14 protein-coding genes and 1 pseudogene are annotated in these 13,073 nt (G+C 62.7%); 5 read left to right on the top strand and 10 right to left on the bottom strand.

The genetic code is table 11. The features are described from left to right. Window positions 1-87 precede the first annotated feature (87 nt). Both JFU58_RS00200 and JFU58_RS00195 read left to right on the top strand, forming a co-directional pair. Window positions 88-1,488 carry an aspartate aminotransferase family protein gene (locus tag JFU58_RS00200; protein ID WP_201139657.1) on the top strand — a complete coding sequence of 467 codons (1,401 nt, stop codon included), beginning with the start codon at window positions 88-90 and terminating at the stop codon, window positions 1,486-1,488. 80 nt (window positions 1,489-1,568) lie between these two features. Beyond that, entirely contained in the window at window positions 1,569-1,793 is a 225-nt protein-coding gene (locus tag JFU58_RS00195) for an MbtH family protein (RefSeq protein WP_003209001.1), read from the top strand. A gap of 149 nt (window positions 1,794-1,942) precedes the next feature. Here the strand turns inward: JFU58_RS00195 and JFU58_RS00190 are convergent. The 9 genes and pseudogenes from JFU58_RS00190 to JFU58_RS00150 all read right to left on the bottom strand — a co-directional run. Next, window positions 1,943-2,062: pseudogene (locus tag JFU58_RS00190) on the bottom strand (metal ABC transporter substrate-binding protein); the annotation flags it as partial. A gap of 163 nt (window positions 2,063-2,225) precedes the next feature. Next, window positions 2,226-3,173: a metal ABC transporter solute-binding protein, Zn/Mn family gene (locus tag JFU58_RS00185; RefSeq protein ID WP_201139656.1), complete on the bottom strand. Its 948-nt coding sequence runs from the start codon at window positions 3,171-3,173 to the stop codon at window positions 2,226-2,228. Then, a complete protein-coding gene (locus tag JFU58_RS00180; RefSeq protein ID WP_029300631.1) occupies window positions 3,173-4,072 on the bottom strand; it encodes a metal ABC transporter permease in 900 nt (299 codons plus the stop codon). Before JFU58_RS00180 ends, JFU58_RS00185 begins: the two co-directional genes overlap by 1 nt. Then, window positions 4,069-4,815, bottom strand: a complete 747-nt coding sequence (locus JFU58_RS00175) for a metal ABC transporter ATP-binding protein (protein WP_063028372.1) — start codon at window positions 4,813-4,815, stop codon at window positions 4,069-4,071. Before JFU58_RS00175 ends, JFU58_RS00180 begins: the two co-directional genes overlap by 4 nt. Then, on the bottom strand, window positions 4,812-5,732 hold the full coding sequence (locus tag JFU58_RS00170; protein WP_023659272.1) for a metal ABC transporter substrate-binding protein: 921 nt from the start codon (window positions 5,730-5,732) through the stop codon (window positions 4,812-4,814). The genes JFU58_RS00175 and JFU58_RS00170 overlap by 4 nt, the downstream gene beginning before the upstream one ends. Window positions 5,733-5,757: 25 nt before the next feature. Then, window positions 5,758-6,318, bottom strand: a complete 561-nt coding sequence (locus tag JFU58_RS00165; RefSeq protein ID WP_063028376.1) for a DUF6162 family protein — start codon at window positions 6,316-6,318, stop codon at window positions 5,758-5,760. After that, window positions 6,315-6,644 carry a hypothetical protein gene (locus JFU58_RS00160; protein WP_063028378.1) on the bottom strand — a complete coding sequence of 110 codons (330 nt, stop codon included), beginning with the start codon at window positions 6,642-6,644 and terminating at the stop codon, window positions 6,315-6,317. The genes JFU58_RS00165 and JFU58_RS00160 overlap by 4 nt, the downstream gene beginning before the upstream one ends. Beyond that, complete coding sequence (locus JFU58_RS00155; RefSeq protein WP_063028380.1) at window positions 6,641-7,180, bottom strand: hypothetical protein; 540 nt, start codon at window positions 7,178-7,180, stop codon at window positions 6,641-6,643. Before JFU58_RS00155 ends, JFU58_RS00160 begins: the two co-directional genes overlap by 4 nt. Next, complete coding sequence (locus JFU58_RS00150; protein ID WP_177027373.1) at window positions 7,177-8,379, bottom strand: PepSY-associated TM helix domain-containing protein; 1,203 nt, start codon at window positions 8,377-8,379, stop codon at window positions 7,177-7,179. The genes JFU58_RS00155 and JFU58_RS00150 overlap by 4 nt, the downstream gene beginning before the upstream one ends. Window positions 8,380-8,630: 251 nt before the next feature. Here JFU58_RS00150 and leuC point away from each other — a divergent pair, with 251 nt between their 5' ends. The 3 genes from leuC to JFU58_RS00135 all read left to right on the top strand — a co-directional run bounded on the left by leuC (window position 8,631) and on the right by JFU58_RS00135 (window position 12,113). After that, complete coding sequence (gene leuC, locus JFU58_RS00145; RefSeq protein ID WP_093207746.1) at window positions 8,631-10,052, top strand: 3-isopropylmalate dehydratase large subunit; 1,422 nt, start codon at window positions 8,631-8,633, stop codon at window positions 10,050-10,052. Next, a complete protein-coding gene (leuD, locus tag JFU58_RS00140; RefSeq protein WP_063028386.1) occupies window positions 10,049-10,663 on the top strand; it encodes a 3-isopropylmalate dehydratase small subunit in 615 nt (204 codons plus the stop codon). Before leuC ends, leuD begins: the two co-directional genes overlap by 4 nt. 214 nt (window positions 10,664-10,877) lie before the next feature. Next, on the top strand, window positions 10,878-12,113 hold the full coding sequence (locus tag JFU58_RS00135) for an MFS transporter (protein ID WP_063028388.1): 1,236 nt from the start codon (window positions 10,878-10,880) through the stop codon (window positions 12,111-12,113). Here the strand turns inward: JFU58_RS00135 and JFU58_RS00130 are convergent. Beyond that, window positions 12,094-13,008: a LysR substrate-binding domain-containing protein gene (locus JFU58_RS00130; RefSeq protein WP_197680870.1), complete on the bottom strand. Its 915-nt coding sequence runs from the start codon at window positions 13,006-13,008 to the stop codon at window positions 12,094-12,096. The two genes, JFU58_RS00135 and JFU58_RS00130, sit on opposite strands and share 20 nt — an antisense overlap. Window positions 13,009-13,073: the final 65 nt, after the last annotated feature.

The raw sequence follows: 13,073 nt of genomic DNA, 5'->3' as shown, positions 1-13,073 counted from the left end.
AACAGGAAATCCGTGCGTTGCCCTTGGGCCAGACGCCAACGGGTTGGCAGTTTGGTCACCATCATCAGCGTATTGAGGGATCTGGAAATGTCAGTCGCTACCAGCCGTATTGAAGAGACCCAAGCGGTCCCTGCGGAAACGCTCTACCAGTTCGACGAAACCCCGCTGCTGGCCCGCCAGCGCCAGCAGGAATCCAATGCCCGCAGCTACCCTCGGCGCATTCCCCTGGCACTCAAGCGCGCCCGCGGGATTTACGTCGAGGACGTCGAAGGCCGCAGCTTTATCGACTGCCTGGCCGGTGCCGGCACCCTGGCGCTGGGGCATAACCATCCGGTGGTGATCGAGGCGATTCGCCAGGTGTTGAGCGATGAATTGCCGTTGCACACCCTGGACCTGACCACACCGGTCAAGGATCAGTTCGTGCAGGACCTGTTCGGCCTGTTGCCGTCGGCGCTGGCGCGGGAAGCCAAGATACAGTTCTGCGGCCCAACCGGTACCGATGCAGTAGAAGCCGCGCTGAAACTGGTGCGCACCGCCACCGGTCGCAGCACGGTGTTGTCGTTCCAGGGCGGTTATCACGGCATGAGCCAGGGCGCCCTGAGCCTGATGGGCAGCCTGGGGCCGAAAAAACCAATGGGTGCCTTGCTCGGCAATGGCGTGCAATTTTTGCCGTTTCCTTATGACTATCGTTGTCCGTTCGGGCTGGGTGGGGCAGAAGGGGTGAAGGTCAACCTGCATTACCTGGAGAACCTGCTTAACGACCCCGAGGCCGGTGTATTGCTGCCGGCGGCGGTGATCGTGGAAGTGGTGCAGGGTGAGGGCGGCGTGATCCCGGCTGATCTCGACTGGCTGCGCGGCCTGCGCCGCATTACCGAACAAGCCGGTGTGGCGCTGATCGTTGACGAAATCCAGAGCGGCTTTGGCCGTACCGGCAAGATGTTCGCCTTCGAACACGCGGGCATCGTCCCGGACGTGGTGGTGCTGTCCAAGGCGATCGGCGGCAGCCTGCCGCTGGCGGTGGTGGTGTATCGCGACTGGCTCGACACCTGGTTGCCGGGCGCCCATGCCGGGACCTTCCGAGGCAATCAGATGGCCATGGCCGCCGGATCGGCAGTGATGCGCTACCTCAAGGATCACGACATTCCCGCCCACGCGGCCGCCATGGGCGAGCGCCTTGGTGAGCACCTGCGCATCCTGCAACGGGACTTCCCGCAGTTGGGGGACATTCGTGGTCGTGGGCTAATGCTCGGCGTGGAGCTGGTGGATCCCGCAGGCGCCCCCGACACTCAGGGCCATCCGCCGGTGCATCGTCAATTGGCGCCATTGGTGCAGCGTGAATGCCTCAAGCGCGGGCTGATCCTTGAGCTGGGCGGTCGCCATGGCAGCGTTGTGCGTTTCCTGCCGCCGCTGGTGATTACCGCCGCAGAAATCGACCGTGTGGCCGAGATCTTTGGTCGCGCCCTGGCGGCAGCGGTCGCCAGCCTCTAATTTTTTACCGGGCTGGCACGTTCTTTCTTACATCAGCTGTGCGTGGTGCGCAGCCAGCCTTACACCGACGGAGAACAGCAATGACCTCAGTATTCGACCGCGAAGACATCCTGTTTCAGGTAGTGGTCAACCATGAAGAACAATATTCCATCTGGCCCGACTACAAGGCCGTGCCGGAAGGCTGGCGCACCGTGGGCAAGAGCGGGATGAAGAAAGAGTGCCTGGCCTACATCGAAGAAGTGTGGACCGACATGCGCCCGTTGAGCCTGCGCCAGAAGATGGACAGCCAGGCGTTGGCGGGCTGATCCAGGTCTCGGGCATCACATAAAACCCAATGTGGGAGCGGGCTTGCTCGCGAAGGCGCCGTGTCAGTCACTGTCTGCGTCGACTGTCACACCGCTTTCGCGAGCAAGCCCGCTCCCACATTTACTGTGTTTTGCCTGTGAGAGGCGCGTTACAGCGTCTTGATCACTTGATCCACATTGCCCTCCAGCTCTGCCACCGGGTCGGCGCCATCGGTGCCCAGCACCAGCAACGCCGTGACCGCCGCCTGCACCGCATCGCTTGGCTTGCGGGTTCGCGGGCTGACCCAGACCTCGGGCAAAACACAGATCCAAATGTGGGAGCGGGCTTGCTCGCGAAGGCGTCGTGTCAGTCACTGTCTGTATTGACTGTCACTCCGCTTTCGCGAGCAAGCCCGCTCCCACATTTACTGTGTTTTGCCTGTGAGAGGCGCGTTATAGCGCCTTGATTACCTGATCCACATTGCCCTCCAGCTCTGCCACCGGGTCGGCGCCATCGGTGCCCAGCACCAGCAACTTCGCCCCACCCGCCGTGACAGCCGCCTGCACCGCATCGCTTGGCTTGCGGTGATGCAGCACCACGGCCACCTCATTCTCCTTCAAGCCTTCGCTCAGTTGCTGCAACGCCTCGGGTGTCCACTCGGTATCAGCCCGTGCATCGGTGCTGACCAGTTCCAGGTTCAAGCCACTGACGAGATAACCAAAATGATCGCTCAGGCTGACCACCGTCAGGTTGTCGGCCTTGGCCAGTCGCGCCTCGCTGTCGGCAGTGAGCTTGAGCAAGCGTTGCTTGAGCGCGGCCAGGTTGACTTCGATCTGCGGCTTGGCCTCGGGGGCCAGGCGACTCAGGTCGGCGGCCATCACATCGGCCATGCGCCCCATGTTGTTGCTGGCCTGCCATGGCTGGCTGTTCAGGCCGTCGATGGAGCCCGGCTGCACGGCAATTCCCGGCAAACCAACGTCCACCGGGCGGGCGGCGTCGACTTCGACGATGCGGATGTTACTGCGCCGGGCCACCGGGTACAGCGGGTCATCCGGCCACAACGAGCGCAGGCCGATGGCCGCGTCGGCGTCCAGTGCCAGGGTGTTCAATGCCTGCGCACCGCGCCCGGTGAAATAGGCGATTTGCCGTGAGCCGGGCAGGTTGGCCGGTGCCGCGCGTTCAAGCTGCACGTCGGTGCCTTTGAGCAACACCTGCGCCAAGCCATAGGTGATCGGCAAGGCGGCGAGGACTTTCACCGGCTTTGTCGCCTGGGCCTTGTTCAAGGCAGCATGGCCGATGCCTTGGTTGGCGGTGATCTGTAGCGGCTTGACGCCGTCGGCGGCGAATGCCGGTGTGGTAATGGCCAGGGCCAGCAGCAGTGGTCGAAACATCGGGCGCATTATCCAAGATTCCCTTTCAGGCTGGGGACCGTGCCGCGAGCAATGGCGGCGAGGGCGAAGGCGATACCGGCGACCAGGATGATCGCGGCACCGGACGGAATCGGCAGGTCAAAGATGATTGGCAGCAGGATCCCGCACAGGGTGCTGACGGTGGCGATTACCACCGAGATCCAGAAGAAGCCCTTGAGTGACTGGCTCAACAGGCGTGCGGCAGCCGCCGGGATCACCAGCAACGCACCCACCAGGATCGCGCCGATGACCTTGACTGCTGCAACGGTGATCAGCGTCACCAGGATCACGAACAGATAGTCCAGGGTCTTCACCGCCACCCCGCGTACCGCTGCCAGTTGCGGGTTGAAGCTGGCGAGCATGATGCGGTTGTACAGCGGCAGGGCCAGGGCCATCACCAGTGAGCCGACAATTGCCAGCACCAGCAAGTCATTGCCATTCACCGTCAGCACTGAGCCGAACAGCACGTTTTCCAGGATGTGCACATTGATCTTGCCCGCCAGAATCAGCAGCAGGCTCGCCCCCAGGGCCAGGGACACCGAGAGGAACACGCCGATCAAGGTATCCGGCGCCAGACCGGTGCGGTTGCGCAAGTAGTTGAGCAGGATCCCGAACAACAGGCAGTAGCCGAACAGGCTGCCGTAAGGCCCGGTGTAGGGTTCCCCCAGCAGAATACCCACGGCCACCCCGGTCAAGGCGGCATGGCCCACCGCTTCGGAAAAGAACGCAAAGCGCTTGACCACCACCAGCGTGCCCAGACCGCCCAATACCGGGCCGATCAGCAGCCCGGCGAGCAGCGCGTTGACCACAAACCCATAGGCGAGCGCTTCCGGCAAATACCCGGAAGACGCCCAGCCCTGGACCATCAAGCGAAAGGCTTCGTAGCTCATAAGGCCGGGCTCCGTGGGTGGGTGGAAAACAGGGTCAGCAGGCGGTCCGGGGTCAGCGCCTCCTTGGGCGTCGCATCGAACAGCACGCGGCGGTTCAGGCCGGTAACGCGGTCAGCCAGGCGGCCGACGGCTTCCAGGTCATGCTCGATCCACAGCACGGTGATCCCGGCCTGGCGCCAGTCGTTCAACAGGCGCTCGAACACCTGGATGCCAGCTTCATCCAGCGCCGACATCGGTTCGTCCAGCACCAGCAATTGCGGCGCCGGGATCAAGCCCTGGGCCAGCAGCACCCGCTGGCGTTCCCCGCCAGACAACGCGCCCATGCGCCGTTTGCGCTTGTCCTGCATGCCAACCCGCTCCAGTGCGTCGCCAATCGCGGCAGCGTAGTGTTTGGACAACCCGAGAAACGCCGGACGCCGCTGGCACATCGCAGCCATGAAGTCGTCGACGGTCATCGGCAAGCCCCGGTCGAACTCCAGCGCCTGGGGCACATAGCCGATGGTGCCGGGTGCGTCCGGCCAGTGCAGGCTCAACTGGCCCTGGTGCGGCGTTTGCCCCAGCAGGGTCTTGATCAGCGAACTCTTTCCGCCGCCGTTGGGGCCCACCAGCGCATGAATACTGCCGGGCTGGACCTGGAAGCTCACCGCGTCGAGGATCACCGTGCGGCCCAGGGTCAGCGCCACGTTATTGAAGTCGAGGGTCGGGCCAACGCTGGCCACGCTCAAGTGTTCAGCCGCCGTCATGCCCCGGACTCCTGAATGGCCCGCACCACGGTATTGAGGTTGCCGGTCATTTCCACTTCGTACTTTTCCGCGCTGTAGTCGCCATAGGAGATGTGCGACAGCGGGTACAGCTTCACGCCTGATTCACGCTGGATGGTGTCGACGTAGCTGGACGGGAAGTCCATCTCCGAGAAGATCACTTTCACATCCAGTTCCCGCAGTTGGTCGATGGTTTTCTTTAACTGGCTGGGGCTCGGCTCGATGCCGTGGGCCGGTTCCACCACGGCGGTGACTTCCAGGCCGAACTCCCGCAGCAGGTAGTCATACGCCGCGTGCACCGTGGCCACCCGCAGGTCAGGGTTGGGTGCGCTGGTGAGCTTGGCCAGGGCGTCGGCGCGCATCTGGCGCAGGCGCTTGCCGTAGGCCCGGGCGTTCTGGGTGTAGGTCTTGGCGTTGTCCGGGTCGAGTTTGCCCAGTTCCCGGGCGATGTTATTCACCTGGGCAATCGAGGCGCTGATGGACAGGAAGGTGTGCGGGTTGACCACCTTGCCGGCACCGCGGGCGGCGTTGCCGGTGGCGGCCAGCAGCGGCACGTTGGCGTTGGCTTCGATCACCGGGATGTCCGGGCGCTCACTGGTGGCGATCATGCGGTCGGCGAAATCGTCATGGCCGACACCATTGAGCACGATCACATCCAGGGTGCCGATGCGCTTGATGTCTTCGGCACGAGGTTCGTAGGCATGGGGATTGAAGCCGGCCGGAATCAACGGCACGACTTCGGCTTTGTCCCCGACGATATTGGCCACGTAGCTGTAATAAGGATGCAGGGTGATGCCGATGCGCAGGCGTTTGGCAGGGTCGGCACTCGCGAATGGGGCCAGCAGCACGGTAATCAGGCCGACCAGCACCAGACGTAATAATGGAGATGAAATAGACATGGTCTTCTCTCGCTACAGCGTGAATTCAATGGCGATGCTGGCGGGTGACACCGGCATCGAATTGCGCGACCACTTGCTGCCATCCCGCGCTGATCAGCGCTTGGTCAGTGAGATCGGAGGGGGCGGTGAGGTTGGCGCTGCGGTTGAGCCAGATATCCGGCTCGGCACCCCGGATGCGCATCAACAGCGAACCGCTGAGGTCCGGTGTCTGGCTCAAGCCCAGGTAGGCCGCGTCCAGCAACTGCCAGCGGTGGTCGCCGCGGCTCACCGAGCTGGCGTCCTGGGCGAAGGGCGCAAAGCCTTCTTCCGCCAGTTGCTCAGGCGTCGGCAGGGCGCTGTGTTCCTCCTGCAGCAGGTGGATTTCATCCAGGGTCACCCGCAGGTCGGCGTAGATGCCTTGCTCGGCGGCGCTGAGGTCGCGGCGGGCGTCCAGTTGGTGGCTGGGCACGGCGGCGATCTCCTGGCTTTCACCGCGCAAGGCCACCACGGTGCCGGCAACGGCGAGGATGATCAGGCACAACAGCAGGACATACAGGGTTTCGTGCCCGGCACCGGCCGGGCGCACCACTTGGGTTGTACGGCTCATTGGGGTTGGATATCCGCTTGATCGATTTCCACCACGTGGCCGGGGCCGGCATCAAACAACACGTAGAACTCGGCGGACGGTTTCTTGAAGGTCAGCGTCGAGTCTTGCCCCAGCTTGCCGGGCACCAGGATGGTTTCGTCGTAGCCGATCACATCCAGGGTCACCCCCGGCGCGCCGCTGCCATCGGAGAAACCGCCGGTGCACTGGATCTGCTCGCCGGGGATCTCCTTGCATTCGCACATCGGGTTGTGGGCCAGGGCAACGGTGCTGAAGCCGGCACCGAGGATCAGCGCGCCAACGGTGCGGGCCAGTTGCGGCAAAGTCATGGTTTAACTCCTCGTTTTTTCAGCCAGTCGATGGTGGCCGGCGATGCCTGGCTCAAGGGGATGGAGGCCTGGTGCATGGCGCCGTCCCAGCCTTCCATGGTGATCCACACTTCGGCGTCCAGTGGTGTGCGTTCGGGGATCGGCAGCATGGCGCCCATGCGGTACGGGGTACCGAAGAAAATCACCCCGGCGGCCCGCAGGCTGCGGGGCTTGCCGATGCGCAGGTAGGTCGCCTTGACCTGGTCGATGCAGGTGGCGCACAGGGCGGCATTGAAGGATTTCATCGGTCCCGCCGGGTCGGGGCGCGGCGGCTCGTTGCGCAACTCGGCGAGCTTCAGGCTCCAGGGACCGACCTGTACTTCGCCGACTTCCCGTTCGCCCAGGCCGCTGTCGCCGCGAAACAGCGCCGCGTCGGCAAAGTACTTGGGCATAAAGCCCAGGGGTACCAGCAACAGCAGGATATTGATGTGGAAGCGCCACTTGAGCCAGAAGGCCCGCAGTGGCGAGGGCGGTTGAACCGTCATGGACTTGTTCATTGATTGCCCTCCGTTGTTTCAGCCTGCAAGACCTGGGTTTTTGCTGGTTGCCGGGATGCCTTGGCTTCACGTTTCAGGGCGTTGAGGGTCGCCAGGGCCGTGCGTTTGGTCCAGATCAGCAGGCCGCTCAAGACCATCATGCTCAACACCAGGCCAAAGAAGGCCCAGATCAGCTTGATCCAGAGGCCGCCAAAATCCCCGGTGTGCAGGGGGCGCATGGATTCGGTGACGAACTCCAGGGCTGAACGGTCGGACAGCAGGTGCGAGACGGCGATTTCGCCGTTGTACGGGTTGATTTCCGCGGTCTGGAACATCAGCGGGTACCAGCCACGCCCGCCGATGCGCAGGTGGCTGTAAGCGTTGCTGGGCAGGCTCACAAAGCTGGCCTCGAGCCCCGGGATACGTTGGGTGGCGATATTGATCGCCTCGTCCAGTGGAATCATGGGTGCCGGTACGCCCGCTGCGGACATTGGCACTTTGTCGCGGGCAATCGCCGGGACGATCGGTTCGCTGGAAATGGTGATCTGGTTATCGCTGAGGGTCGCCTCGATCAGGAACCAGGTGCCGGTGATGGAGATCACCGCGATAAACCAGATCGACCAGATGCCGCTCAATCGATGGAAGTCGCCCCAGAAGATCCGCGCGCCATGGTTGAAGCGCAGGGTCGGCTTGAAAAAGCCTTTCCAGAAACGTTTGTAGACCACAAGGCCGGTGACCAGCGACGCCAACAGCGGCAGGCCCAGCAGCGACACCAGGTACCAGCCCCAGCTGTAACCGTTGGTGAAGGGCACCAGCCACCAGCCGTGGAGTGCACGGGTAAATGCCTGGAAGTTGAACGCCGGGCTGATGCCCTGGATCACCCCGGTATAAGGGTTCACGTAGACCTCCAGCGAGCGCCCATCGGGATAGCTGAGGTTGGCGCTGAGGGCAAAGTGCGACTCATCCGGACGGCTCAGGGACTCGACGATCACCTGGGGTTCGGCGCGCTTGATGGCGCCGATCACTTGGTCGTATGTGAGCGGTTCGGCATCGTCCGACGGCTTGCTGGCGCGGATGTCCGGGTTGGCCAGCCAGACGATTTCCTGGCTGACCACCGCCAGGGTGCCGGTGACACAGACGATCAGCACAAAGAACCAGATGGGCAAGGCCAGCCAGCTGTGCACGAGAAACCAGAGTTTTGAGCGTGACTTCTTCGACATGTGAATGAGGGTCTTGATCGGAGAGAGGCGGTAAAGGCCCGGAAAACGCCGCCCGTAGCTTTTGCTGACGCGAGCGGCTGTATCTAAGTTAAGACGGATGAGAAATGCAAAACCCTAAGGTGGATATGAAAGAAAATGTTTCGGATAGCCATTCATGCAACACGAAACATGTTTCGAGTCATCACCAAGGCGGGATTGATGGGGCAGGGGCGCTGCCTATGATGGAGTCATACCGTTGAGCGAGCCCAATAATGACTTCTGCCAGAACCCTCTACGACAAACACATCGACTCCCATACGGTGTGCCGCCTGGATGACCAGGGCCATGTGCTGCTGTATATCGACCGTCAGGTCATTAATGAATACACCAGCCCGCAAGCTTTCAGCGGCTTGCGCGAGGCAGGCCGTGGCGTATGGCGTCCCGGCACGGCGCTGGCGGTGGTCGACCATGTAAACCCCACCACACCCAAGCGCATCGCGACCATGCCGGATGCGGGCGGCGCGCGCCAAGTGTCGTACCTGGCGGAAAACTGCCGGGATTTCGGAATTGAGCTGTTGGATATCCTCGACAAGCGCCAAGGCATTGAACACGTGATCGCCCCGGAGCAGGGCTTTATCCTGCCGGGCATGGTGATCGCCGCCGGCGACAGCCACACCACCACCTACGGTGCCTTGGGCGCATTCGGCTTTGGCATCGGCACCTCGGAAATCGAGCATTTGCTGGCCTCGCAAACCCTGGTCTACAAACGCCTGAAAAGCCTGCGCGTGACCGTGGATGGCGAACTGGCCCACGGCCTGACCTCCAAGGACGTGATCATGGCGCTGATCGGCAAGATCGGCGCTTCGGGTGCCACCGGCTACGCCATTGAGTTTTGCGGTTCGACCATTGATGCCCTGAGCGTCGAGGCGCGGATGACCATCTGCAACATGGCGGTGGAGGCGGGCGCCCGTGGTGCGTTCATGGCGCCGGACGAAAAAGTCTTCGCCTACCTCAAGGGCAAACCCCGCGCGCCGAAGGGCGAGTTGTGGGAGCGTGCCCTCGTGGGTTGGCGCCAGCTGCACTCGGATGCCGACGCCGTGTTCGACCTCGAAGTGCAACTGGACGCCACCGCCCTGGAGCCCATGGTCACCTGGGGCACCAGCCCCGACCAGGCCGCGCCCATCGGCGCCCGCGTACCGGACCCGCAAGACGTCAGCGACCTGATCCTGCGCCAGGACATGCGCCGCGCCCTGAACTACATGGGCCTTGAAGCCGGCATGCCCCTGAGCGAGATCGTCATCAGCCATGCGTTTATCGGCTCCTGCACCAACGCCCGCATCGAAGACCTGCGGGATGCCGCCAGCGTCGTGCGCGGCAAGCACGTGGCCGACCACGTGCGGGCGATGATCGTGCCGGGCTCCACCGAAGTGCGCGACCAGGCCGAAGCCGAAGGCCTCGCCGCGATTTTTATCGACGCCGGGTTTGAATGGCGCCAGTCCGGGTGCTCGATGTGCCTGGCGATGAACGATGACGTGCTGGAGCCCGGCGACCGCTGCGCCTCCAGCACCAACCGCAACTTCGAAGGCCGCCAGGGCGCAGGTGCCCGCACGCACCTGATGAGCCCGGCCATGGTTGCCGCCGCTGCCATCACCGGCCGCCTGACGGATATTCGCCACTTTGGAGACCGCACATGAGCCTGCAGCCCTTCACCCGGATCACCGGCAAGGCCGCGCCGATGCTGGCGGCCAATATCGACACTGACGTGATCATGCCCAAGCAGTTTCTCAAGGGCATCGACCGTAACGGGCTGGATCGCGGGTTGTTCTTTGATTTGCGCTTCTTGGCATCGGGCGAGCCTAACCCGGAGTTCGTGCTGAACCAGCCGGCGTGGCAGGGCGCGAGCTTTATGGTGGTGGGGCCGAACTTCGGTTGTGGTTCCAGCCGGGAGCATGCGGTGTGGGGCTTGAAACAGATGGGCATTCGCGCGTTGATCGGCAGCAGCTTTGCGGGGATTTTCTATGACAACTGCCAGCGTAATGGGGTGTTGTTGATCACGCTGGAGGAGGCGGTGTTGCAGCGTTTGGGGCAGATGGTGAGTCAGCCTGAACAGGCGCAGATCAGTGTGGATCTTGAGGCGCAGGAGATTCTTTTGGCTGACGGGCAGGTGATTGGGTTTCAGATTGATACGTTGCGCAAGACTGCGTTGTTGTTGGGGTTGGATGCTATCGGCACGACGTTGCAGCGCAGTGAGCAGATCAAGGCGTTTGAGCGCGAGCACCTGGCGGCCAATCCTTGGCTCGGGTGACTAACTGACTCAAGGTAAGCAAGATCAATGGTGGGAGCTGTCGAGGTTTAGCGAGGCTGCGATGCAGGCGCTGCGCTCCTGCAGGTGCACCGCGGTGATCCCATCGCAGCCTCGCTAAAGCTCGACAGCTCCCACAAGTTGACACTTCAAGACCTGTGGGCTTAAGTGGGGCGCGACAAGGAGGTTGGCCCGTCGCGGAAAAAGGAATTTCAGTGTGTGTAACCGCAATCCCGAGCTCGCGCTTTCGACCCGAAACGCCCGCCTGATCATCTTTGCCCGGGGCGTTTCGGATTTTGGCGCGTTCCTCAATATGGTGGCCTTGTCTACCTACGTCTATTGGCTTAGCCAAAGCGTGGTGTTTGTCAGTCTCTTTCTGGCATGCCGCGTCACCGGCGGTATTGTCGCCAGCCTGTTCGGCATCCCGTTTTTCCGGCGCTTTGCCGGGCGTGGCACATTGGCCGGGCTGGACCTTGCCCGGGCGCTGTTGCTGACGCCGCTGCTGCTGTTGATCCCGGCCCATCAGCTCAGCGTGCTGCCCTTTATCGCCTTCGGGATCGGCTTGTGCAATTCGCTGTTTGCCATTGGCCTCAACAGTCAATTGCCAACCTGGGTGGCGCTCGAGCAGCGCGTCTCCACCAATGCGTGGATCACTTCAGCGGCCGCTACCGGTGCGGTCTTCGGCAGTTTGCTGTCCGGACTGTTGATCGCCACCGGTGGATTTGAAGCGGTGTTTGCCGTCAACATTGGCACCTATGTCGTCGCTGCTTGCCTGATCCTGCCGCTGCGCGGGCTGTACTTCGCCACCGTTGGCGTGCACCGGGCCCTCTCGGCGGAATGGCATGAGCTGAAGAAAGGGCTGCGGGGCGCGCCGGTGCTGGCCGCCATGTTGCTGATCAGCATGCTCGATACGCTTGGCAGCGCTGCCCATAACGTCGGCTGGCCGGTACTGTCCCAGTACATTTCTCCCGACACGGCAAAAACCGTCATGGGTTATCTGCTGGCAGTGTGGGCGTGTGGCAAGTTCGTCGGCGCGCGCCTGGCCAGTGCGGTTTTAAAAAACCGCGGCAACCGAGGCATGGAGCGCCTGTTCATGGCCGGCGTAGCGCTGATGTCCAGCGGCTTTATCCTGACCTTCCAGCAAACCGAGCTTTGGCTGGCATTGATGCTGGTGGTGTGGGCAGGGCTGGGGGACGGTGTGTCCGAGGTGGCCTTGATCTCCCGGGCCCAGAATGAGCCTGATGGCCTGCGCCTTCCGCTGTTCAGTTTATTGACCCTGATCCAAATGGCCGGCTTCGGCATGGGCATGCTGGTGGTCGGGCCGTTCTACCTGACGTGGACGCCGGCTCAGGTGATTGTGTTGTTCCATGGGCTGCCGTTGAGCGCCTTGGTGGTCATGGGGTTATGGATGGGATTCAGGGCTCACCGGGGCGTCAGATCGACAACCCTTTGAAGTGCTCCTGCAAAAACTCCACACACGCCCGCAACTTCCCGGAGTAGGCCAACCGCGTCGGGTACACCGCCCACACGTTGGCGCTCTGGGTGTAGTCGTGCAGCACCTGCACCAGTTTCCCTTGCTCCAGCAGCGGCTTCACGTCCCACATCGAACGCAGCAACACGCCGCGTCCGTCCAGGGCCCATTGCAAAACGATCTCGCCGTTATTCGACGATAACGGGCCGCGCACGCGCACGCTGTCCTGCACGCCATCGCGCTCCAGGTGCCAGATGCCAAACGCGTTGTCGCGCTCCTTGAGCACCAGGCAGTCGTGCTGTTCCAGGTCGCTCAAGTGCTGCGGCACACCACGGCGTTCGAGGTAGGCGGGCGCCGCACACAGCACCCGCCGGTTACTCACCAGCCGGCGACCGATGTGTTGCCCCGGGATGTCGTCGCCCACGCGAATCTCCAGGTCGAAACCCTCGCTGACGATATCCACCACCCGATCAAACAGGTCCAGGCGAATCTCCAGGTCCGGGTATTGTTCGGCCAATAGCGACAAGGCTGGCGCCACATGGTTACGGCCGAAACCGAAGCTGCTGCACAAGTGCAGGTGACCGCGCGGGCTGTCGTGGGCGTCGGAAAGCTCGTCGGACAGTTGCTGGAAGTCTTCGAGAATCCGCACGGCCCATCGCTGCACGCGCTCACCGTCTTCGGTCAGGGCGATACGGCGGCTGGTGCGGTGCAGCAGGCGGGTGGCGAGGGTGGTTTCGAGAATCTGGATACGCTTGCTGACATAGGCCGGGGACAAACCCAGCTCGTCGGCAGCCGCAGCAAAGCCGGCCTTGCGGATCACGGTCAGGAATACCCGCAGGTCTTCAGGTAGAGGCACGGTATCTTTCTTGTTAGTCATCAGAAACAGGCGTGGCGGCATGAACCGCCAGAATAGCACCGGTGTGGCGAGGGAGCTTCTGTGGT

This window comes from Pseudomonas sp. TH34, from assembly GCF_016650865.1.
Classification (GTDB): Bacteria; Pseudomonadota; Gammaproteobacteria; order Pseudomonadales; family Pseudomonadaceae; genus Aquipseudomonas; species Aquipseudomonas yamanorum.
The sequence above is the reverse complement of the archived record's forward strand: the minus strand, read 5'-3'. Positions and strand labels throughout refer to the sequence as shown.